We start from the raw sequence: 20,835 nt of genomic DNA, 5'->3' as shown, positions 1-20,835 counted from the left end.
AATTATGCAGTTAATTTTAAAATATATAAGTAGTTTAAGTTTGTTTTTGTCGATTGGGTGCTATCTACAAGCGCAGCCAACTGTTTATCCGGCAAAAGCGCAAACATCGGCCATTAGTATAAAGGGCGCCACTATCCATGTAGGCAATGGACAAGTCATACCCAATGGAACAATCGTATTTGATCAAGGCAAGATTACCTATGTAGGCGAGGGGGCAGGCGCTCCGGCCGCCGCACAGAGCATTGATGCACAGGGTAAACATATTTATCCGGGTTTTATTGCCCCGGTTACCAATTTGGGGTTGGTGGAAGTGGAATCGGTAAGGGCAACGCTTGATAACACAGAAGTAGGCGAAAACAACGCACATGTGAGGGCTTTGATTGCTTACAATACGGATTCGAAAGTGATTAATACGCTTCGCTCCAACGGTGTTTTGTTGGCGCAGGTGACACCAGAGGGAGGGCTGGTCACAGGGCAGTCGTCTGTCGTCCAACTGGATGCCTGGAATTGGGAGGATGCCGCTTACAAAACCGATGATGCCATCCATATTAATTGGCCCAGTATCCGCTATTCACGCTTCGGGGCAACTAACGAGGCGGCACAAAAGGAACGTATCCAGCAGGAGCGTGGTATATTGTCCGACCTATTGAAGGATGCTAAGGCTTATTGCGAGGTTGATAACCCTGCCGTATTCAATGGTCGCCTGGAGGCCTTCCGTAAAGTGTTTGATGGGACTAAGAAGCTTATGGTACATGTCGATAAAAAGAACGACATCATTGCTGCGGTACAGTTCTTCGGCGCCTTTGGTCTAAAACCAGTATTGGTAGGCGGCGCAGATGCGCATCTGGTTAGCTCTTTCCTAAAGGAAAATGAAATCCCCATTATTATTCATCAGGCGCATTCTTTGCCAAGCAACGATGATGACGATGTGAACTTGCCTTATAAACAGGCGAAATTATTGTCGGACGCCGGGCTGCTCGTAGCTTACGGAATGGACGGCTTCTGGCAGCAACGGAATTTGCCTTTTATGGCTGGCACGGCCGCGGCTTTCGGTTTAGATAAGGAGAAAGCGCTCGCTACCATTACGCTCAATACGGCCAAAATTTTAGGGGTCGACCAAACGACCGGCAGTTTGGAGAAAGGTAAGGACGCAAACCTGTTTATTTCGGCAGGAGACGCGCTCGATATGAAAGGGAACCAAATAGAGAAGGCGTTTATTGTGGGACGCGATATCAGCTTGGAGAATTTGCATAAGCAGTTGTTCGAGCGATATGAGTATAAATACGGTCAGAAGTAGACAAAAAGCGGGTGTCTAAGACATCCGCTTTTTTATTTAACGATTCCTGAAATTAATGTTACTTTTGCAGAAGTAATTTTACTTATCTCACATATTTTGTCATTCAAAGAACTTAACCTTATTGAGCCTTTACTAAAGGCAATAAATAAGGAGGGCTACGAAAACCCGACGCCCATCCAATCCCAAGCTATTCCGATCGTACTTTCGAGTAAAGACTTACTCGGTTGTGCGCAAACAGGCACCGGTAAATCTGCCGCATTTATATTGCCTATTTTACAGCGCTTAACCGAGCAGCGCAGCAATCAAAAAGAGGTGAAAGCGTTAATCTTGGCACCCACCAGGGAACTGGCGATACAAATCAATGAAAGCATCGCTGCTTATGGTCAGTTTTTACCATTGAAACATCAGGTGGTTTACGGTGGGGTCAACATCAACACCCAAATTAATGGTTTAAAAAAAGGTATTGATGTGTTAGTGGCTACTCCCGGACGCCTGCTGGATTTGATCGGCCAACGTGTACTTACCTTGCAACAGGTATCGTATTTTGTGTTGGATGAGGCCGATCGGATGCTGGACATGGGATTTATACACGACATTAAAAAAATTGTAGCACTTCTTCCATCAAAGCGACAAACCTTGTTTTTTTCAGCTACTATGCCGCCGGAGATTACCAAGCTGGCGAATAGCTTGCTCAAAGATCCGGAGCGCGTGGAAGTGACTCCGGTTTCTTCAACTGCAGAAAAAGTTGCACAAGAAGTGTATGCGGTGGACAAAGCGAATAAGCCGAAGCTGCTCTTACACTTATTGCAACATGAAGTGAAAGACCATGTCCTGATCTTTACCCGAACGAAGCATGGGGCGGATCGCTTGGTTAAATTTCTGGCCAAGCAAAATATACAGGCTGCGGCTATACACGGTAACAAGTCTCAGAATGCGCGGCAAAATGCGCTTCAAGCGTTCAAAGGAGGTGCCTTAAAGGTACTTATTGCAACCGATATTGCGGCTCGCGGAATCGATGTCGAAGAGCTCAAGTTTGTGATTAATTTTGATTTACCAAACGAGCCGGAAACCTATGTGCATCGTATTGGGCGTACGGGCAGGGCTGGGGCTAGTGGCAAAGCAATCTCCTTTTGTGATTTGGAAGAACGTCCGTATCTGCAAAGCATCAACAACTTAATCAATCAAGTAATCCCGGTAATAAATAGCCATCCTTTTCCTGCTAGTGACACCTTTGTTGCAGTACCAACTCCAAAAAGACCACTAAAAGAAAAGTCGGAAAAGACGGCTGTGGCAAAAAGCCGGAAAAAGCGCCGATTTAGGCCTGCCAATCAGCAAACTCGGAAATAGCTAGGCTAATTTGTTGTTAAGATTTTATAAATAAATGATTTATTGAGAAAATCTTAGATTAATATTCCGTACCTTTGTTATATTATTAATAAATTTCAATACAATACAATGCAAGAAGGAGTAGTAAAATTCTTTAATGAAACGAAAGGTTTCGGTTTCATCGTTCCAAATGCTGGTGGAGGCGATATCTTCGTACATTCATCTGGCCTAATCGATTCTATCCGTGAAAATGATCACGTATCTTACGAGGTTGAGCAGGGAAAGAAGGGCTTAAATGCGGTAAATGTTAAAGTTATCTAGGATAGTAATAATATAAATCGTATAAAGGCTGTCCAGAGGGCAGCCTTTCTTGTTTTTATCAAAAACGAAGAGCGCGATGGAAAAATGTTTGGCATGCTGTTTCATCTGAGAAATTTAGCTAAGTTTGTGCCTTATGAATGAAGATAAATCATTGAATTTCCTAGAGGAAATTATTGAGGAAGATATACGTAATGGAAAAAATGACGGTAGGGTTTTAACTAGATTCCCTCCCGAACCCAATGGCTACCTACATATCGGTCATGCAAAATCAATCTGCCTGAACTTTGGATTAGCCCAAAAGTATAAGGGTAAAACAAACCTGCGCTTTGACGATACCAACCCCGTCACCGAGGACGTCGAATACGTAGAGAGCATAAAGAATGATATTAAGTGGTTAGGTTTCGAATGGGCAGAAGAGCTATATACGTCCGACTACTTCGAAACGCTTTATGGTTATGCCGTAGGTCTCATTGAAAAAGGGCTGGCATACGTGGATGATAGTACGCCCGAAGAGATTGCGGCCAGTAAAGGTACGCCCACGGAGCCGGGTACGCCGACTCCTTATCGAGACCGCTCTGTCGAAGAAAATCTTCGTTTATTTGCCGAAATGAAGGAAGGAAAGTATCCGGACGGGAGCAAGGTGCTCCGAGCAAAAATTGACTTGGCAAACCCCAATATGCACCTGCGCGACCCATTGCTCTATCGCATTAAACATGCACATCACCATCGCACGGGTGATGCTTGGTGCATTTATCCAATGTATGATTTCGCGCATGGACAAAGCGATTCAATCGAGCGCGTTACGCACTCCATCTGTACATTGGAGTTTGTACCACACCGGGCCTTATACGATTGGTTAATCGAACACATTGGTATTTTCCCTTCTAAGCAATATGAGTTTGCACGTTTGAATATGACCTATACGGTAATGAGCAAACGCCGCTTACTTCAGTTGGTAAACGAAAAGCATGTGGAGGGATGGGATGATCCTCGAATGCCTACTATCAGCGGCTTAAGAAGAAGAGGGTATACGCCGGAGAGTATTCGTAATTTTTGTGAGCGAATTGGTGTAGCAAAGCGGGAAAACGTAATCGATGTTGGCTTGTTGGAGTTTTGCATCCGCGAAGATCTGAATAAAACGGCTTGGCGCAGAATGGCCGTACTGGATCCGGTGAAATTAATCATCACGAATTATCCCGAAGGAAAGGAAGAGATTTTGTATGGCGAGAACAATCCGGAAGTCGAAGGAGGTGAAGGGGGAAGGGATATTCCTTTCAGTCGCGAACTATGGATAGAACGTGAAGATTTTATGGAAGATGCGCCGAAGAAGTTCTTCCGTTTGGGGCCTGGCTTAAGCGTACGGTTAAAACATGCCTACATTGTTACATGCGATGACTTCGTAAAGGATGAAACTGGCAATATCACAGAGATACATTGTAGTTATATTCCAAATTCCAAAAGTGGTGAAGATACTAGCGGCCTAAAGGTAAAAGGAACGATCCATTGGGTCAGTGTTCCACATGCGAAGACAGCGGAAGTAAGGCTTTACGATCGCTTATTCAAGAGTGAGAATCCTTTGGCGACTACCGGCGATTTTAAGGAGTCGATTAATCCTGAAAGCTTGGAGATCCTGGAGACGGTCTATATAGAGCCTGATTTATTGCGTGCCGTACCAGGGAAAGGATATCAGTTTATTCGGAAAGGATACTTTACTTTAGATACCCGTTCAACGTCAGAACGCTTGGTGTTCAATCGTACCGTTGGTTTACGGGATACCTGGGCCAAAGAATCGAAAAAACCGGGCTAGCATCATGATTGGGGAATAGTTAGTAGTGAAACTGTTTACGATTTTCACTACTAACTGTTCTCCTCTGCCTATAAGGTCGTTTTCTTTATATAGAGATTGTAGAGTACACTGAGTGCGAAAGGAGTCCACTCTTCGGTGGTCTCGGTGGGAACATAATGTCGTTTGAAAGCCAGAATAGCGGCCGTTGCGTTGCGCGTATCATAGCCCAAGATCCGTAAGCCGTCCAAGGGATTGAAGGACGGAGGGGGCGTCTGTAAAATGTCGTCATACCATAAACCAAAGCCTTTTTCTGCCAAACGTTTCCATGGAAAATTAACTCCGGGGTCCACTTTTCTGCCCGGGGCAATGTCTCCGTGGCCAATAAAATTCTCGGTCGGAATCTTGTAGTTGGTTTTCAAGGTGTCGAGTAAGCTGAGTAAATTGGCGATTTGTATTTCGCTATAGGGCTCAAGTCCGTTATTGTCAAGCTCAATACCGATTGAAGCCGAATTTACGTCGGTAACCGACCCCCATCGGCCATTGCCGGCGTGCCAGGCACGCAAATAGTCGTTCAGTAATTGGTAGACCTTACCGGTTTTGTCGATCACATAATGGGCGCTAACCTGTGTTCGTTCTAAGGTAAAGGTGCGTAGTGTTTGTTGTATACTGTCTTGCGCCGTGTGATGTAAAACGACGAAGTTGGGCTTACGCATATTGAAGTTAACGGTGCCTACCCATTCAAAATCTGTCCGCTGTCCCTCCAGTCCAGGCGAAGGTAAGCCGGCAGCAGCCATGGCGTGTGGTGTTGGTAAGGGTTGTTTAATAACTTCCGCTAATTGCTCGACTTGCTTTTCATACACCTTGTTGGTTTCGGCAAATTGCTTTTTTGAGGCGCAGGAGCTCATTAAGAGTATCGCTGCTCCTGTATATACTAAATAAACAACTTTCCACATTATCGAGGGAATTTATAAAGAATACCGATAGCGAGGGATTGCGCAGTTTGTAATCGACCGCCAGCTTCTTCCTGTAGAGGGTCGTATAATCCAATGCCGTTTAAGGTGACGCTGATTACGCGGGATACGCGGGCCGTTAGTGTAGCATCTAAACGATGACTGGCATCTCCCCACTGTCCATAGTTGGCAAAGAAAGCATAACGTGCTTTGATGTTAATGTTCTCGCTTAGGTTGCGGTCTAAATTGGCCACAATTTGAAATGCCAGTTCATTGCGGAAGGTCTTTGGCCAATCGACGCCGAATCGTTTGTAATCTGCTCCTGGGTTATTCGGATCATCTGGGACGAGCACCAAATCGTCCATCACAAATGTCTGCCGCGCTGTACCGGTACCGAAACGAATGGAAAGACCGGTAAAGGGAAGTACTTCCAAACCGATTGATTCAGTTAAATAACCGGGTGCCAAAAAGTTCGATATTCTTTTGAAGATACTGTCCTGGCCCTGCGACCCCGTTCCATATTGATATCCCTTGTCAAATTGGGATTCAAATGTCAATGAAGCGAAGAAGGACCATTTTTTGGCGAATTTAATGGCATATTTATTATCCCATAATATCCGGTCATTCGCCTTTCTGGCCAGCTGATCCCTGTTTTTGACCTTTCCATATTTTAGATCCAATTCGGAGGTGAAATTCTTGTTTTCCCGGGTATAGTCGAATTTAGTGTTAAAAGTCAGACCTACGGCAATCGAATTCACCCCTCCGTTTTGCCAGTTGTCGCTGAAAGAGGCTTGATTCGCGTTAATACCAAAAGCAGTCCAATTACGCCAATAATTTACCTTTAAATTCAAATTGGGATCTTGTACTTCTACATCATGTATGCTCATCTGCGGAGACCGTACAGGTAAGCTGTTTTTTGGTGGAGCCTGACGGAGATCATTTAGATCATAATTTTGAGCGTTAGCTAAAAAAAATGCGCCCGTGAGAAAAAATGCAACAAGTAAATGTCGTACGTTCATCAGAATAGTTTTATTGTTAACGCTGGTGTTTGCCCATGGTAAATATATACCTGTTTATAGGTTCCAATCCAAACTGCAAACTTAGATAAAATGATCTTATATGCCAAACGTATAATCGCTGAAACTTGTCCTGGGCAAAGTGTCGCTGTGTTATACCATCGGGAAGTTGCCTGCTTAGCCTTTTCTGATTTATTTTATCAGCTTTCACCAAGCAATAATAGTGCCTCTAATTGGAATCCAATCGCTCAATCTTCACTTCTTCTTTCTTAGGCTGCACGCGCGGCAAAGGTTGTAAACGGTAGGCACTGGGATTTTTGCGATACATATTGTATGAGCTTTGTATGTATTTCCCTAGTTCATAATCGTTCGCTTGCAAGATAAAGCGGTAAGATGGTCGGTATTGTTGCATAAAATCCTCCAATGCAACGCCTGTTAAATTGGTTAGCCGTTTTACCACCGCTTGCGTAAATCGAGCATCAATGACGTTATTTTCATATTCTCGTTGTATCAGCTCTTGCAAAAAGCGGGCGTTTCTTCCTTGCCTGCTGAGCAGGGAATAAAGTGCATCGATGCTCAATCCTGCCCCCGTCGGGCCTGTCGACAAGAGGCTGCCCGGATTCCCGTTCCGGTACGCTGAACTGTATTCCTGCTTCCGCTGTTCCAGTATTTCAGCCGGAGAACGCTTCGCAATAATGCTTACTTCGTCTAGCCAAATGGTCGAGCGGTTTAGGTTAAACACAATAACAGGGTCTTTTTTGACCACCAATGTATCTGCATGATAGCCTTTAACGATAGCAACCAGCGTGTCCCCCGGCTTTGCTTCAATCGCAAATTCGCCTCGCTTGTTATTATATTTCATCGCATCATTTGCTGTGTTGTATATGTAAACACGTGCTATCCGCTGCTTGGTATAGCTGTCAAACACAATGCCCTCCCGCTCTTGTGCCTGGGCAAAGAAGGTAGAAATGAACAGCAAAACGATTATGGTTGCAAGAATTTTCAAGTTAACAAAGATAGGAATGCGTGCGGGCATTGAAAAGCATTTTGCACTTTTTAACAATGCCTATACGCCTAAATAGCCTTAATCGATAACATTATTTTGATACCAAAAGTAGTTGCCCTACTACGAGGCTATCGTTGTCCAAGCCGTTAAGGCTTTTTAGCTCCACGGTGCTTAATCCATAGCGCTTGCTGATACTGAAGATGGTGTCTCCCTGTTTTACTTCATGTATTTTCATTTCCACAGGCGGTTTGGCTTCTGCCTTTTCGGGTTCATCTGGATTATTGTGTGCGATTTCAGTTAACACCCGCTCTTCCCGATGTATTTTCTCAGGAGCCTTTTCTCCACGGTCGTATTCATATAGACCATAACGTTCAATCAAGTCTATCAATAGTTCTGCGTACCGGGGATTGGTGGCATACCCGGCCTTTTTGAGTCCATGGGCCCATCCGGTATAATCGTCTTTATCCAATTCAAATAAGGCCGCATATCGTTTTCTTAATAGAAATTCGGAGTGGTCCCGAAAAGAGTCTTCTGGTGAACGATATACCCGAAAGCAGTCGTTAATCGCATCATCGTCCTTAAAAAACGAGGCTCCTTTCCAGTCGGAAGTGCATTTTATGCCAAAGTGATTATTGGCTTCCTGCGCTAATGTGCTGTTGCCATTTGCCGATTCCAAAAGACCTTGGGCGAGCGTAATACTTGCCGGGATTCCGTAGGTATTCATCTCTTGGATGGCGATCGCTTTATAGCGACTTATATAGTCTTGTGCAGAGACACTGATAGCGCTCGGATTACCGCTGGGACGGTGGGGATGATTATGCGAAAGGCCTTCCCGATCGTTTCCGTTGGGCGCCTGTTGGCGCGACTTCGAGCTTTGCAATACCTTTTGTTTGGGTAAACACGAAGTTAAACCCAATGAAATAGAAAAGAGGAAGAGGTATATGACCGATGATAATGGAAATGTATAGAGACGCTTATCCATATAAAAACCGTGGGTTAAATTTTTAAAAGTTGACCGATTTTTAATCGGTCATTCCGCAGTTGATTCTTCATTTTGATATTTCTAACCGAGGTGTTGTGTTTTTGTGCAATAGCGCTTAAGGTATCCCCTTTTTTCACCGTATACGTTTGATCGCCTGCCATGGGCGATCCATTCGCGCTGGCAGTTTGGGGCTCGACATAGTCGGGCGGTCTATTATCGAATATAAAAAGTTGGTGTTTTTTAATAACCGCGATGATGTGGGCAGCCCAGGTCTTACTGCCGGCATAACCGCCGTGCATGATGCCGTACGCCCAAGAACGATAATCGTAAGCGCTGTATTTATCAAAAAGCGACTGGAACTGTTTCCGCGTTTTGAGGTATGTGATAAAGTCATCATAAGAGGCCTTTACGCTATCGTAGCCTTTATAGGACGACCGGATCTCTTTGTTGTTGTTTACGCCCCGGATGCCAAAATGATTGTTGAGGTGGACCGCCACCTTACTGCTTCCGTTGGCGCTTTCATGCATGGCCACCGCTAAGACGATGCTGGCTGGAATACCAAAGTTTTCCATTGCTTGGATCGCCCAATCTTTATGGGCTGCTATGTAGGCTTGCGCGCTTCCCTGTGCCAAGCTACATTGCGAAACGAAAAGAAGTAAAAATGCACTTGTAAAAAACCGGACAATCTTCATTGCTAAAGCTTTCTAATGAGAAATATACCATCACGAATGGGTAAGATCAGCTTCTGGACTCGTTTGTCCTGCGCGATCCGCTTGTTGAGTTCAAGGAACTGTTCCGTTTGCTTGTCGGGTGCCGTATCCAGAATCCTTCCTTTCCATAACACGTTATCAATCATAATAAGGCCACCTGTTCTTACCCGATCTAATAAGAGTTCAAAATAGGCTAAATTATTTTTCTTATCTGCATCAATAAATACCAGATCAAATGTTTCTTCCAATGTGGGTATAATGGACAGCGCATCGCCAATATGGTATTGTATTTTGGAACCCAAGGGCGAGGCATCGAAATAGCCCTGAACACGGTCGGCCAACTCTTCGTTGATGTCAATGGTATGTAGTATTCCGTCCGGAGCAAGCCCTTCTGCTAAACAAAGGCTTGCATATCCCGTGAAGGTGCCGATTTCCAATATCCGTTTGGGAGTTAATAGATGGCTAATGAAACTCAAAAAACGACCTTGGAAATGCCCGGATAGCATATGCGGTTGGGTTTCCTTAAGATGGGTCTCCCTATTGATTTGTTTCAAAAGTGCAGGCTCATCATCACAAGTAGTGGTTAGATAAGCATTTAGCAGATTGTCCATTATCTCCATGAAGCAAACTTAGATAAAATACGCGGTTTTCCTGAAAACAAAAAACAAATTTGGATCCAATTTAGGACTTAGTATTAGCTATCAGCCGTCAGTTTTCGAATGCTTAAAGTTTACAACCTAATGTTGCGTTGTTTTAAGATAATCCTGTAAGATGATGACCGCTGAAATGGCATCGATCAAGCTTTTGTCTTGTCTTTTTGAACGTTTGAGTCCGCTTGCTGCGATGCTTGCAGAGGCCATTTTTGAGGTGAACCGCTCGTCGATGGTCACCGTCGGCACCTGAGGGAATGTCTTTTTCAGCAAACGTATAAATCCTTTTACATGACTGGCTGATTGAGAATCCGAGCCGTCCATTTGTTTTGGCATCCCGATAACAAAAGTTTGTACTTGCTCTGCCGATAAATACTTTTTTAAGTATTCAATAACATCTTTGGGATGAATGGTAATCAAAGCGGTCGCAATGATCTGTAGAGGATCGGTCACGGCAATACCGATGCGCTTTGTGCCGTAATCAAAAGCCATTATCCGCATAATTTGTTATTTTTGAATTTTTGTAGCAAAGATACAGAAAGCTAGGTTATTTTAGCCTCTGCGGTTGCGCAATATAGAACGACGGCTCGGGATAGAAATCGACAAAAGAGAGAGACATGCAATTTAGAGATATAGTAGGACAGGAGCAGGTAAAGGCACACCTGATCAATACCGTAAAAGAGAATCGGGTTAGTCACGCTCAGCTTTTTCTGGGGCCTGAGGGAAGTGGAAGCTTGCCTTTAGCCCTTGCTTATGCACAATATATCAATTGTGAAAACAAACAAGAGAACGACAGCTGTGGAAGCTGTAGCTCCTGCAGAAAATACACGAAGCTCATTCATCCCGATCTGCATTTTTCTTATCCTTTTTTTGCATCGCATAAAGAAGATACAGCCAGCACCTTTATTGAACAGTGGAGAACGAGCTTTCTGAAAAACCCTTACCTCAACCTGGATAGCTGGCGAAACAGCCTGGATGCCGGGAATAAGCAAGCTAATATCAATATTGCAGAATGTCATCACATCATTCAGAAATTAAGCTTAAAAGCGTTTGAAGCCTCTTATAAGGTTTTAATCATGTGGTTGCCTGAATTTTTGGACAAGGAGGGGAATACCCTGTTAAAGCTTATTGAGGAACCTCCGGCCAACACCTTGTTTTTGTTGGTTACCCAGAATCAGGATCAACTTTTAAACACCATCATCTCAAGAACGCAACTGGTCAAGATCAAAGCGATCGATAAGCCTAGCTTAACAGAATTTTTAGTCGAAGAAAAGGGACTATCGCGCGAACGGGCAGCGCAATTGGCGTATATCAGCGAAGGGAATATGCAACAGGCCTTGTCACTCTTGTCGGACGAAGGGGGAGGATATTTTCAACTTTTTGTGCAGTGGTTGCGCTTTTGTTTTGGAGGGAAAGTGTTAGACATTATGCAAATAGTAGAAGAAGATTTATCGAAGCTTGGACGTGAAAATCAAAAAAGTTTCTTACTTTACGCTATCCAAATGATGCGCGACGTTGTGCTTTATAAAGAAGGGGCAAAGGCGTTGGTACACCTTCCTGAAGCGGAATTGTCCTTCGTAGAAAAGTTCAGTCCACTTTACGAAACGGCTAAACTGGAAGCCTGCGTTAGCATCTTTGAGAAGACGAGCTATTATGTAGAACGCAACGCGAATCCTAAAATCTTATTTTTAGATGTATCTTTGCAACTAGTTTTGTTATTTAAACACTAAACGCTCCCGCGCAGACGGGACTCAATATATATATAATATGGGATGTGATAATTGTTCATCCGGAGGAGGTTGTGCCCCTGCAGGTTGCCAAAGCAACGGTTCATGCATGACGAATGGATGTAATAAGTTGGATGTTTACGATTGGCTAAGCCACATGGATATGCCAACAAACTATATACCGTTTAACATTGTAGAAGTCAGGTTTAAAGGTTCAAGAAAAGATTTTTATATCAACCACGAGAATCTTTATCTGGAGATGGGCGAACCTGTCGCCGTAGAAACAGCAACAGGTGGCTACGATGTCGGTTTTGTGTCCCTCACGGGCGAGCTGGTTCGCTTACAGCTTAAAAAGAATAAGGTCGACCCGGCAAAAGTAGAAAGGAAGATCTTCAGGAAAGCGACTGGCAATGATATGGATAAGTATCAGGCTGCAAAGGATCTTGAATGGGAAACGATGCACCGGGCACGTAAGCTGGCACTCGATTTAGGGCTTTCCATGAAGCTGAGCGACGTAGATTATCAAGGAGATAAAACCAAAGCTACTTTCTACTATACGGCAGAGGGCCGGGTAGATTTCAGAGAACTTATCAAAAAGATGGCCGAAGCATTTCGGATACGTATCGAAATGCGGCAGATCGGGATGAGACAAGAGGCAAGCCGTTTGGGCGGTATTGGTTCCTGTGGCAGAGAACTTTGCTGCTCGACCTGGTTAACCGACTTTAAAACGGTTTCAACGGCTGCAGCTAGGTATCAGAACCTCTCATTGAATACGCTCAAGCTCGCCGGACAATGCGGAAAGCTTAAGTGCTGCCTGAATTACGAGTTAGATACGTATATGGACGCCTTGAAGGATATTCCCAATGATATTGATCGATTAGAGACAAAAAGGGGTACGGCGCGGTTACAAAAGACGGATATATTCAGACGGTTGATGTGGTTTTCTTATCCCGGGGACGAAAACTGGATACCACTGGAGATCGAACAAGTGCGGTTGATCGCCAGCGGCAATAAAAACGGTGTGAAGCCCGAAGATCTTGTGGAGCTGAAAGAAGAGGCAACCGTTGTTAAGCCCGTTACCTATGATTATGAAAATGTGGTTGGACAGGATAGCTTGACACGTTTGGACGAGAAGGGGAAAAAGAAAAAACGTTCTTCTGCCAGAAAACGAAATAAAAATAAACAACAGACTGCCGAGTCCAAGCAAGCCGGTTCAGACCGTACTGTTGTGACCGAGCAGAAGTTGTCACAGAAAGCTCAACCTGCTGCAAAAAGAGAAAATCGGGCTCCCAACGAAAAACCGAATACAGAAAAGGAAGGAACGAAGGCCGCTGGCAATGGGCAAAAAGCTAGGAATAACCGAAAAAGATACCGCGGAAAAAAGACGAATAAGGATGGAGGTGCCGCTGGCAATGAAAGTTCTTAAAAAGGATATCGTTAGGCGCATTTTTTATATGATGATGACTAGCCTTTGTGTCCTTTCGTGTAGTAACGGCGTATTGTTGGACGAATTTAGGCCGGTACCAAATCAATCATGGAACTATGCCTTTACGCCCGAATTTAAAGTCAACGTAAAGGATAATCAGATACCGTATACCTTGAAGGTCAATTTACGGTTAACGTCCAACTACCGCTACTCGGACTTGTTCGTCTTGGTGCACCAGCGCCACGCCAAACAGAATGAGTTCACGACGAAGCGGGTGGGATTGAAAGTGGCTGATAAGGACGGCCGTTGGCTGGGTAAGGGAGCAGGTAGCTTGTATAGCTATCAGATTAGCTATCATGCGAATTATCATTTTTCCGATACGGGAACTTATTATTTCAAGATAGAGCAAAATATGCGCGACAATCCGTTAAAGGGCGTGAGCGATGTAGGGATCTGCGTACTCCCTGCGAACATCATAGAATAATCGGCATGGTTTATGCATTTATACCGCGAAGGTAACTGTAAGCCTGTTGATATATGTGTAAAATTTCATTCCAACAATCCATCTACTTTTTATTCTTGCTCTTATTGATCGGTTGTACACGTTCTGCTACGCCGGTGGGTGAGATGCTTTCTAAGGAAACCGAAAATAAAGTATACAAAAAGGTACACGCCGACTCCCTACATTCCTATTTTAAAAGCTATCTGGAAGCAAATGCAAAATCATTTAAGAACCCGCAGTACTTAACCCAATTCTATACGGCCCACAATTTCGAGCCGGTGTTGATCAATAAGTTTTATGCGGATTCCTCTCTCGCCCGCTTTATAGACTACTTGGCGAAGATGGACGAACATGGGCTGTCCGGGCAAGCTAATAAAGCGAAAGCGGTGTCGGATGCGTTTGCGCGTTTGGCGGATAAAGAGCAGGTACGTAAAGTAGGAGATGCATATGAGCGTATCACCCAGGCCGAGTTGTTAGCCGCTGAAGCGCTGACGCAATATAGCTTTGCGTTGGAATACGGTGTGGTCAACCCGAGAAAAGCATTGCCTCGCTATTATATTCCTGTCGACCGACCGGACAGCACAGCTTTCTTTAAAGTCTTGAATGTAAATAACCTGATAGGTTATCTGGATAGTATTCAGCCTAAAAATGCGACTTATAAAGCCTTGCAAAATGCCTTGGGCCAAGGAGACGCTGCCAATAAGGCCGCTTTAGTTGCCAATATGGAGCGTTTGCGTTGGAAATACCCGGTGGATAGTGCGCACCTCATATATGTAAATGTTCCGGCTTATGAATTGTATGTTATACGTAACGGACAAGTAGAGCAAAGTATGAAGGTGGTGGTAGGCAAAGCGGATGGCCACGAAACGCCCATGCTGCTCAGTAAAATTCACAGCGTTCAGGTGAATCCCATCTGGAATATTCCGACAAGCATCGCAAAAAAGGAGATACTGGCGCAAGCAAAAGAGGATAGATATTACTTAGCCAATCATGGTATGGACGTTTATAAAAACGGTGTCAAGGTAGCTGATCCGGATACCATTGACTGGTCGGCATATAGCGAAGCGAATCTTCCTTATAGCTTTAAACAGCAGCCAGGGGATACAAACTCGCTGGGTCTCATTAAGTTTCTTTTTAATAACGGAAGCAGCGTCTATTTACACGACACACCCGTGAAGGCAACCTTCAGCCGAGCGATGCGCGCGAGCAGTCATGGTTGTGTGCGGGTGGAGAAACCGTTGGATTTAGCCTATGCTTTGTTCGGCGATGGCGAAGAGTACGAGCTTATAAAAGAGGAAATGTCAAGCGATGAACCAAAAGCAAAGACGATTAGTTTAAAGCCGCAGGTCCCGGTCGTCTTGGATTACCTAACCTGCAAGCTTGATTCTTCTTCCAATTTAACGTTTTATCCGGACGTTTATAAGCTCGATTCTGTGTTGTATCGGATGCTACAGTAAGCCGTTGCCAGCTTCTGTTAATAAGGTAGAGTCTTCGGTTTGGGGTTCCAACGCAGCCATCAAGCTTTGCGTTGCGATTTGCTCATTCAGAAAAGCCGAATGGTATTTTGCAGAGTTTCCGTAAATGTATAGAACGGATCTGTTTTTGATAAAATCAATGATTTGATCTTTTAGGGGTTCTGCTACTGCCGGGCAACCTTGGCTTACACCCATCCGATCTTGCGCTTTTAATATGTTAGCGCCAACATACGATGCGCCGTGCAATACAATACCTCTAGCGCGGGCGTTTGTATTGAAGCCTTGATCGAGTCCATCCAGTCTTAACGACCGCCCGTGTTTTCCTTGATAGGTTTCCCCTGTTAGGTAAAAGCCAATACTGCTCTGGTTGGAGTTTGGACGATCTGAAAACAGCTTCGCTTCTTGTATGCCGCTTCCGCGGCCATGCGCAACAAAAGTATGTAACAGCAAGCTGTCCTGTTCTACATCAATAATCCACATACGAGGTTTGCTGCTGTGGATGCTCAGGTCAACGATCGTGATAATAGGCGATTCTGTTTTGCCTTGCTCTCTTAAGTTTAAATAACCAATATAGGCTTGTTTGAAAACGATACTGTCTAACGTGGGCGCATATTTTTGAATATGCTCATAAACAGATGAAAATGTGCTAGATAAAATCGAGTGAGATTTTCCTGCTTTTTTTTCTTCAGATGCATTAATGCTTACAGGTTCGGTTGGATGGATCGATCGCCAGCTGGAGCTTATAATGACGGCCAAAAACAAAAAAATAACGCTGGGCACTAAAAGGCTCTTTTTTAACTTCATAAATTTTCCACTTTTCTGGTTTGCATTAGGACAAATGTTGCCGTTTCTCATCAAAACGCAAATTGCCCTAAATTATTGTGTGACACAAAAATACAACGAATAATTTAAAATACCATACTTATATGAAATATTTTAACTATTGTGATATTTTAATGGTAATAGGGCGAGGTGGTCAGCGCAGCCAACGACTTTTTACGCTTACTTTTTGATTATTACCTTTTACTTTTTATTTTGCAAAGGTATGGCTGTAGCTTTATTCGATCAAAAACAACGTAATAACATCACCTTGATGATTATTGTGGTGCTGGGTGCTTTTATCTTGTATTCGCTCAGAGGCATTTTTGGCGCTCTCTTGGCTACCTTGATCATGTACACGATCTTCAGACCACTCAATCTTTATTTGACCGAACGTTTGCAATGGCGGAAATCGCTTGCCGCTATCCTGATCATCGTGAGTTCCTTTTTTATGATTGTATTCCCTTTTTATGGGCTCATTAATATGATTGCGAAGCGAGTGATTGAAATCACCAGACATCCGGAAAAGATTCAACACGTAATTAATGAGATTAACAGGTTTTTAGGCGATAAATTACAACAGCCGGATTTGATAACAAGCAACCTACAAAGAGGCTTGGCGTATGCAGGCAATTTGATGACCTCTATTCTTGGTGGAGCTGCCGATATACTGCTCGATGTCTCAGTTATGTATTTTCTGCTTTATTTCTTATTCGTCAGTTGCAGAGAATTTGAGAAAGGGATGCTTCGCTATTCGCCCTTTCCAGATGAAAATGCAATCCGTTTCGGTATTGAGCTGAGAAACATTACCTATTCGAATGTATTGGGCCAGGGTTTCATCGCCTTGGTGCAGGGTAGCGCCGTAGCGCTTGGCTATTGGATGTTCGGTTTTTCCGATCCTTTGTTCTGGGGCGTTATCTGTGTGATTTTATCTTTTATTCCTGTGGTGGGTGCGCCGATGGTTTTTATTCCTGCTTGTATAATCAAATTTATCGACGGCGATACCTTTAATGCAGCCGCCATGTTGTTGTGGGGCTTGCTCTTGGTGTCTAATATCGACAATGTGTTGCGGTTGGTTATTGCCAAGCGGGTAGGAAACATCCATCCCATCATTACCATTATTGGTGTAATTATCGGTATTCCAATGTTCGGGATTATGGGGCTGGTATTCGGACCGCTATTGCTTTCTTATTTCTTGATCGCTATCAAGATCTATGAAACCAATAAACTTGCAGAGATGCGGTTGGCGAAAAAAATCGACGATAATTGATAGGTTGGCAAACTGTTTGCTTTGTGTTTTGTATATATAAAAGGTCGCTTCAGGTAGCCTTTTAAATTATTAATTTTAAATAACATTAATTTTTTGAACGTTATGAACGATAATGGAAAAATAGTAGCTGCTTTATTAGCAGGTCTGGCTGCCGGCGCAGCATTGGGAATCTTATTTGCACCTGAGAAAGGCGCTGACACAAGAGACAAATTAAGTGACTCCTTGAAAGATTTAGGTGATGCGATCAAGGAACGTACCGCTGAACAAGTCGAGCAGTTTAACGACTTAAAGGAACGCTTGGTATCTACCGTTAAATCGAAAGTAAATAAAGGTGAAGCAAGCGTAGAAGAAGCCTTGGAAGAGCATGCATGAATATAAAATAAACATCCATTATAGGTGTTGTTAAGGCATCTATAATGGAAAGATACTACCTATGGAAGAAAAAGATACATTTTCAATTAAGGGCGTTATCCAAAAGCTAAAAGAGTATGTCGAAAATTATGCTGACTTAGCTTATTTAAAAATCGTCGGGCGCGGTTCCAAGATTCTCCCCGGAATCGCTATTGGCGTTATAAGCATGTTGTTCGGCTTTTTTGTTATATTCTATCTAAGTATAGCACTTGCTTGTTTTATCGGGGAGCTGCTAGATAGTTATGCGCTGGGTTTTGCTGTTACTGGATTGTTTTTCATTGCGCTTATTTTGCTTTTGGCAATTTTTAGGCGAGCAGTCAAAAAAATGTTTGCCAATTTTTTTATCAAGTTTTTAATCGGTTTACGTAAAGATGACGACAATGAAGAACAACATAAGTAATATAGAGGAGTTGCAAGCTGAAATCGTACGGTTAAAAGCTATAAAAATGCAACAGGAAGCGTATTTAGAACATCAATTCGGCATATTAAAGAATAAGGTAAGTAAGCCTATTCATTTTTTTCAAAGGATCTCCGGCTTTATTCCCAATCCATCCACCTTGCTGAATAAGATCGGTAGCAATCAACAGTCTTATCACGATGATTGGTTGACAAAGGGTTTACGCATAGGGCTCCCTTTTCTCGTCAATCGTGTTTTCTTTAGGAAAGCGGGCTATTTCAAGCGAATTTTAATGGGATTGCTTTCATCGCAGGTTGCCGGTTTGGTGAACAAAGAAAGGCTTGCTGAAACCATAGAGAGCATTACCTCTTGGATAAGGAAGTCCACAAAAAAGAGCACCCCATCAAGACGCAGCCGTAAAGAGTATAATTTCGGTATCCCGCCGGATAGCGAAACCTACTAGGCTATCTGTTCGGGCTTAACCACTACATTAGATTAATAAAGGGAATATGCCTAAGGGCTATTTGCAGATTCCAATAAAAAAAGCCATGGTATGTTTATACCACGGCTTTTTTATTGGGAATGATCTATATTACATCATGCCGCCCATGCCACCGCCCATTGGAGGAGCACCTGCACCAGCTTTTTCATCTTCCGGTTCGTCTGCCAATACACACTCGGTGGTTAATAGCATCGAAGCGATAGAAGCAGCATTTTCTAATGCAACGCGTGACACTTTAGTCGGGTCGATAACACCAGCGCTGATTAGATTTTCATATCTGTCAAAGCGTGCGTTGTAACCGAAGTCGCCACTACCTTCTTTCACCTTCTGTACAACGATAGATCCTTCGACCCCTGCGTTGTTACAAATAGTACGTAACGGTTCTTCAATTGCACGTTTGATGATGTTGATACCGGTAGTTTCGTCTTCGCTCTCTCCTTTAAGGCTGTCCAGCGATTCGATTGCACGAATGAAAGCAACACCACCTCCTGCAACAATACCTTCTTCTACCGCTGCGCGCGTAGCGTGAAGGGCATCGTCCACACGGTCTTTTTTCTCTTTCATTTCAACTTCGGTCGCTGCGCCCACATAAAGCACTGCTACACCACCAGCTAACTTCGCTAAACGCTCTTGCAATTTTTCACGGTCGTAGTCCGATGTAGTTGTTTCAATTTGTGCTTTGATTTGGCTAACGCGGCCTTTGATAGTTTCAGCTTCACCAGAGCCATTGATGATGGTTGTATTGTCTTTATCAACTACCACTTTCTCTGCTTGGCCTAAGTAAGAAAGATCCGCATTCTCTAATTTATAACCTCTTTCTTCTGAAATTACGGTACCGCCAGTTAAGATGGCAATATCTTCGAGCATCGCTTTGCGACGATCACCGAAACCTGGTGCTTTAACAGCAGCAACTTTTAGTGAACCGCGGATTTTGTTTACTACTAAAGTAGCTAACGCTTCGCCGTCTAAGTCCTCAGCGATAATTAATAGAGGTTTACCTGTTTGTACTTGCTTTTCTAGGATAGGTAGTAACTCCTTCATATTGCTGATCTTTTTGTCGTAGATCAATATGTAAGGGTTCTCTAATTCAGCTTCCATTTTTTCAGTGTTGGTAGCAAAATAAGGCGATAAGTAACCGCGGTCGAATTGCATACCTTCTACTGTTTTAACTTCAGTTTCAGTACCCTTTGCTTCTTCTACAGTAATAACACCGTCTTTACCAACTTTTTCCATCGCTTCGGCGATCAATTCGCCGATCACTTCGTCATTATTGGCAGAAATTGTAGCTACTTGTTTAATCTTGTTATTGTCTTCGCCTACGGTTTGCGACTGTGTTCTCAGGTTTTCAACAACAGTAGCTACTGCTTTGTCGATACCTCGTTTCAAATCCATTGGGTTCGCACCCGCTGCCACATTTTTGATACCCGCAGTCACAATAGCTTGTGCCAAAACGGTAGCGGTTGTGGTACCATCTCCTGCTTGATCTGCAGTTTTGGAAGCAACTTCCTTTACCATTTGAGCGCCCATGTTTTCAAGCGCATCTTTTAAATCGATTTCTTTCGCTACAGAAACGCCATCTTTCGTAATGGCGGGTGAACCAAATTTCTTTTCAATGATTACATTGCGTCCTTTTGGACCCAAGGTCACTTTTACAGCATTTGCTAGGATGTCAACGCCTTTCTTTAAGGCATCACGCGCTTCTACGTTATATTTTACCTGTTTTGACATAGTTTTGTAAGTTTAAAATTGCGTACAACAATTCATGTTCTTTTAATTATACGCTCTTTTAAGGGTTAATGATCGTTTTAATCTACTCTAAAAAAAACTATACGATTAGATGATCGCATAGATGTCGGATTCGCGCATAATTAAATACTCTTGCCCGTCGTAGGTTATCTCTGTACCAGCATATTTACCGTATAGCACTTGGTCACCTACTTTTACAGTGATAGGCTCATCTTTTTTTCCTTCACCAACAGCAACAACGGTTCCACGTTGCGGCTTCTCTTTGGCGGTATCAGGAATGTAGATACCTGACGCAGTTTTCTCTTCAGCAGCAGCAGCTTCTACTACTACTCTGTCTCCAATCGGTTTAATACTTAATGCCATAATTGTACTGAATATTATTGTTTTTTATATTAGATTAACGTTTCCGGGGATATCTGGTCATGAATTGTGCCAAAAATGAAATGGCTATTTTTGTTGTCATTTTTTCATTCCGACTGCCGTTTCGGAATAAAATCAGCTTTCCCAATTGTCAGC

22 protein-coding genes are annotated in these 20,835 nt (G+C 43.4%); 12 read left to right on the top strand and 10 right to left on the bottom strand.

The features are described 5' to 3' along the window. The first annotated feature begins 4 nt into the window (after window positions 1–4). The 4 genes from EPX21_RS00340 (at window position 5) to EPX21_RS00325 (ending at window position 4,751) form a co-directional block, all read left to right on the top strand. Window positions 5–1,297: an amidohydrolase family protein gene (locus tag EPX21_RS00340; RefSeq protein WP_134087687.1), complete on the top strand. Its 1,293-nt coding sequence runs from the start codon at window positions 5–7 to the stop codon at window positions 1,295–1,297. A 96-nt stretch (window positions 1,298–1,393) separates the two neighbouring features. Continuing rightward, window positions 1,394–2,644 carry a DEAD/DEAH box helicase gene (locus EPX21_RS00335; RefSeq protein WP_134087686.1) on the top strand — a complete coding sequence of 417 codons (1,251 nt, stop codon included), beginning with the start codon at window positions 1,394–1,396 and terminating at the stop codon, window positions 2,642–2,644. Between the two features lie 108 nt (window positions 2,645–2,752). Then, complete coding sequence (locus EPX21_RS00330; protein ID WP_013664078.1) at window positions 2,753–2,944, top strand: cold-shock protein; 192 nt, start codon at window positions 2,753–2,755, stop codon at window positions 2,942–2,944. A gap of 133 nt (window positions 2,945–3,077) precedes the next feature. Then, complete coding sequence (locus tag EPX21_RS00325; RefSeq protein ID WP_134087685.1) at window positions 3,078–4,751, top strand: glutamine--tRNA ligase/YqeY domain fusion protein; 1,674 nt, start codon at window positions 3,078–3,080, stop codon at window positions 4,749–4,751. A gap of 68 nt (window positions 4,752–4,819) precedes the next feature. Here EPX21_RS00325 and EPX21_RS00320 read toward each other — a convergent pair whose 3' ends face one another. The 7 genes from EPX21_RS00320 to ruvX form a co-directional block, all read right to left on the bottom strand. Continuing rightward, window positions 4,820–5,683, bottom strand: a complete 864-nt coding sequence (locus EPX21_RS00320; protein WP_134087684.1) for an N-acetylmuramoyl-L-alanine amidase — start codon at window positions 5,681–5,683, stop codon at window positions 4,820–4,822. After that, window positions 5,683–6,699, bottom strand: a complete 1,017-nt coding sequence (locus EPX21_RS00315) for a DUF3078 domain-containing protein (RefSeq protein WP_134087683.1) — start codon at window positions 6,697–6,699, stop codon at window positions 5,683–5,685. Before EPX21_RS00315 ends, EPX21_RS00320 begins: the two co-directional genes overlap by 1 nt. 226 nt (window positions 6,700–6,925) lie before the next feature. After that, on the bottom strand, window positions 6,926–7,732 hold the full coding sequence (locus EPX21_RS00310; RefSeq protein ID WP_240768427.1) for a hypothetical protein: 807 nt from the start codon (window positions 7,730–7,732) through the stop codon (window positions 6,926–6,928). Between the two features lie 61 nt (window positions 7,733–7,793). Beyond that, on the bottom strand, window positions 7,794–8,684 hold the full coding sequence (locus tag EPX21_RS00305; protein WP_206105958.1) for a glucosaminidase domain-containing protein: 891 nt from the start codon (window positions 8,682–8,684) through the stop codon (window positions 7,794–7,796). 14 nt (window positions 8,685–8,698) lie between these two features. Continuing rightward, window positions 8,699–9,376 carry a glucosaminidase domain-containing protein gene (locus tag EPX21_RS00300; protein ID WP_134087682.1) on the bottom strand — a complete coding sequence of 226 codons (678 nt, stop codon included), beginning with the start codon at window positions 9,374–9,376 and terminating at the stop codon, window positions 8,699–8,701. A gap of 2 nt (window positions 9,377–9,378) precedes the next feature. Then, entirely contained in the window at window positions 9,379–10,014 is a 636-nt protein-coding gene (locus EPX21_RS00295; RefSeq protein ID WP_134087681.1) for an O-methyltransferase, read from the bottom strand. 117 nt (window positions 10,015–10,131) lie between these two features. After that, entirely contained in the window at window positions 10,132–10,545 is a 414-nt protein-coding gene (gene ruvX / locus EPX21_RS00290) for a Holliday junction resolvase RuvX (RefSeq protein WP_134087680.1), read from the bottom strand. A 116-nt stretch (window positions 10,546–10,661) separates the two neighbouring features. On the opposite strand from ruvX, the gene EPX21_RS00285 reads away from it, so the two are divergent. Genes EPX21_RS00285 through EPX21_RS00270 form a run of 4 tightly spaced genes read left to right on the top strand, consistent with a single transcriptional unit; the run spans window position 10,662 to window position 15,156 of the window. Beyond that, window positions 10,662–11,774 (top strand): ATP-binding protein, encoded by a 1,113-nt coding sequence (locus tag EPX21_RS00285; RefSeq protein WP_134087679.1) that lies wholly within the window; start codon window positions 10,662–10,664, stop codon window positions 11,772–11,774. A gap of 37 nt (window positions 11,775–11,811) precedes the next feature. Beyond that, entirely contained in the window at window positions 11,812–13,197 is a 1,386-nt protein-coding gene (locus EPX21_RS00280; protein WP_134087678.1) for a regulatory iron-sulfur-containing complex subunit RicT, read from the top strand. Further along, window positions 13,109–13,681: a gliding motility lipoprotein GldH gene (locus EPX21_RS00275; RefSeq protein ID WP_134087677.1), complete on the top strand. Its 573-nt coding sequence runs from the start codon at window positions 13,109–13,111 to the stop codon at window positions 13,679–13,681. The genes EPX21_RS00280 and EPX21_RS00275 overlap by 89 nt, the downstream gene beginning before the upstream one ends. Before the next feature lie 53 nt (window positions 13,682–13,734). Beyond that, window positions 13,735–15,156, top strand: coding sequence for a L,D-transpeptidase family protein (locus tag EPX21_RS00270; protein ID WP_134087676.1), 1,422 nt, complete (start codon window positions 13,735–13,737; stop codon window positions 15,154–15,156). Here EPX21_RS00270 and EPX21_RS00265 read toward each other — a convergent pair. Then, window positions 15,148–15,978 carry a murein L,D-transpeptidase catalytic domain family protein gene (locus EPX21_RS00265; protein WP_166670635.1) on the bottom strand — a complete coding sequence of 277 codons (831 nt, stop codon included), beginning with the start codon at window positions 15,976–15,978 and terminating at the stop codon, window positions 15,148–15,150. The two genes, EPX21_RS00270 and EPX21_RS00265, sit on opposite strands and share 9 nt — an antisense overlap. A gap of 241 nt (window positions 15,979–16,219) precedes the next feature. Here EPX21_RS00265 and EPX21_RS00260 point away from each other — a divergent pair, with 241 nt between their 5' ends. From EPX21_RS00260 to EPX21_RS00245, 4 genes are all read left to right on the top strand, one after another. Continuing rightward, complete coding sequence (locus EPX21_RS00260) at window positions 16,220–17,263, top strand: AI-2E family transporter (protein WP_134087674.1); 1,044 nt, start codon at window positions 16,220–16,222, stop codon at window positions 17,261–17,263. A gap of 102 nt (window positions 17,264–17,365) precedes the next feature. Further along, a complete protein-coding gene (locus EPX21_RS00255) occupies window positions 17,366–17,635 on the top strand; it encodes a YtxH domain-containing protein (protein ID WP_134087673.1) in 270 nt (89 codons plus the stop codon). 61 nt (window positions 17,636–17,696) lie between these two features. Beyond that, window positions 17,697–18,074, top strand: coding sequence for a phage holin family protein (locus tag EPX21_RS00250; protein WP_134087672.1), 378 nt, complete (start codon window positions 17,697–17,699; stop codon window positions 18,072–18,074). After that, window positions 18,055–18,534 carry a hypothetical protein gene (locus EPX21_RS00245; RefSeq protein ID WP_134087671.1) on the top strand — a complete coding sequence of 160 codons (480 nt, stop codon included), beginning with the start codon at window positions 18,055–18,057 and terminating at the stop codon, window positions 18,532–18,534. The genes EPX21_RS00250 and EPX21_RS00245 overlap by 20 nt, the downstream gene beginning before the upstream one ends. A gap of 129 nt (window positions 18,535–18,663) precedes the next feature. On the opposite strand, the gene groL is transcribed toward EPX21_RS00245, so the two are convergent. Continuing rightward, window positions 18,664–20,301, bottom strand: coding sequence for a chaperonin GroEL (groL, locus tag EPX21_RS00240; protein WP_134087670.1), 1,638 nt, complete (start codon window positions 20,299–20,301; stop codon window positions 18,664–18,666). 105 nt (window positions 20,302–20,406) lie between these two features. After that, window positions 20,407–20,682, bottom strand: a complete 276-nt coding sequence (gene groES, locus EPX21_RS00235; protein ID WP_134087669.1) for a co-chaperone GroES — start codon at window positions 20,680–20,682, stop codon at window positions 20,407–20,409. Between the last annotated feature and the right edge of the window lie 153 nt (window positions 20,683–20,835).

The sequence above is a fragment of the Olivibacter sp. XZL3 genome (assembly GCF_004368405.1).
In the GTDB taxonomy this organism is placed as follows: Bacteria; Bacteroidota; Bacteroidia; order Sphingobacteriales; family Sphingobacteriaceae; genus Olivibacter.
Note: the sequence above shows the minus strand (reverse complement) of the source record. Positions and strands in the feature narration are given on the sequence as shown.

Bases quoted from the DNA above. Each gene is read 5' to 3' on its own strand.
- EPX21_RS00340 (WP_134087687.1), top strand. From the start codon at position 5: ATGCAGTTAATTTTAAAATATATAAGTAGTTTAAGTTTGTTTTTGTCG.
- EPX21_RS00330 (WP_013664078.1), top strand. From the start codon at position 2,753: ATGCAAGAAGGAGTAGTAAAATTCTTTAATGAAACGAAAGGTTTCGGT.
- EPX21_RS00325 (WP_134087685.1), top strand. From the start codon at position 3,078: ATGAATGAAGATAAATCATTGAATTTCCTAGAGGAAATTATTGAGGAA.
- EPX21_RS00320 (WP_134087684.1), bottom strand. From the start codon at position 5,683: ATGTGGAAAGTTGTTTATTTAGTATATACAGGAGCAGCGATACTCTTA.
- EPX21_RS00315 (WP_134087683.1), bottom strand. From the start codon at position 6,699: ATGAACGTACGACATTTACTTGTTGCATTTTTTCTCACGGGCGCATTT.
- EPX21_RS00310 (WP_240768427.1), bottom strand. From the start codon at position 7,732: ATGCCCGCACGCATTCCTATCTTTGTTAACTTGAAAATTCTTGCAACC.
- EPX21_RS00305 (WP_206105958.1), bottom strand. From the start codon at position 8,684: ATGGATAAGCGTCTCTATACATTTCCATTATCATCGGTCATATACCTC.
- EPX21_RS00300 (WP_134087682.1), bottom strand. From the start codon at position 9,376: ATGAAGATTGTCCGGTTTTTTACAAGTGCATTTTTACTTCTTTTCGTT.
- EPX21_RS00295 (WP_134087681.1), bottom strand. From the start codon at position 10,014: ATGGAGATAATGGACAATCTGCTAAATGCTTATCTAACCACTACTTGT.
- ruvX (WP_134087680.1), bottom strand. From the start codon at position 10,545: ATGCGGATAATGGCTTTTGATTACGGCACAAAGCGCATCGGTATTGCC.
- EPX21_RS00285 (WP_134087679.1), top strand. From the start codon at position 10,662: ATGCAATTTAGAGATATAGTAGGACAGGAGCAGGTAAAGGCACACCTG.
- EPX21_RS00280 (WP_134087678.1), top strand. From the start codon at position 11,812: ATGGGATGTGATAATTGTTCATCCGGAGGAGGTTGTGCCCCTGCAGGT.
- EPX21_RS00275 (WP_134087677.1), top strand. From the start codon at position 13,109: ATGGGCAAAAAGCTAGGAATAACCGAAAAAGATACCGCGGAAAAAAGA.
- EPX21_RS00270 (WP_134087676.1), top strand. From the start codon at position 13,735: ATGTGTAAAATTTCATTCCAACAATCCATCTACTTTTTATTCTTGCTC.
- EPX21_RS00265 (WP_166670635.1), bottom strand. From the start codon at position 15,978: ATGAAGTTAAAAAAGAGCCTTTTAGTGCCCAGCGTTATTTTTTTGTTT.
- EPX21_RS00260 (WP_134087674.1), top strand. From the start codon at position 16,220: ATGGCTGTAGCTTTATTCGATCAAAAACAACGTAATAACATCACCTTG.
- EPX21_RS00255 (WP_134087673.1), top strand. From the start codon at position 17,366: ATGAACGATAATGGAAAAATAGTAGCTGCTTTATTAGCAGGTCTGGCT.
- EPX21_RS00250 (WP_134087672.1), top strand. From the start codon at position 17,697: ATGGAAGAAAAAGATACATTTTCAATTAAGGGCGTTATCCAAAAGCTA.
- EPX21_RS00245 (WP_134087671.1), top strand. From the start codon at position 18,055: ATGAAGAACAACATAAGTAATATAGAGGAGTTGCAAGCTGAAATCGTA.
- groL (WP_134087670.1), bottom strand. From the start codon at position 20,301: ATGTCAAAACAGGTAAAATATAACGTAGAAGCGCGTGATGCCTTAAAG.
- groES (WP_134087669.1), bottom strand. From the start codon at position 20,682: ATGGCATTAAGTATTAAACCGATTGGAGACAGAGTAGTAGTAGAAGCT.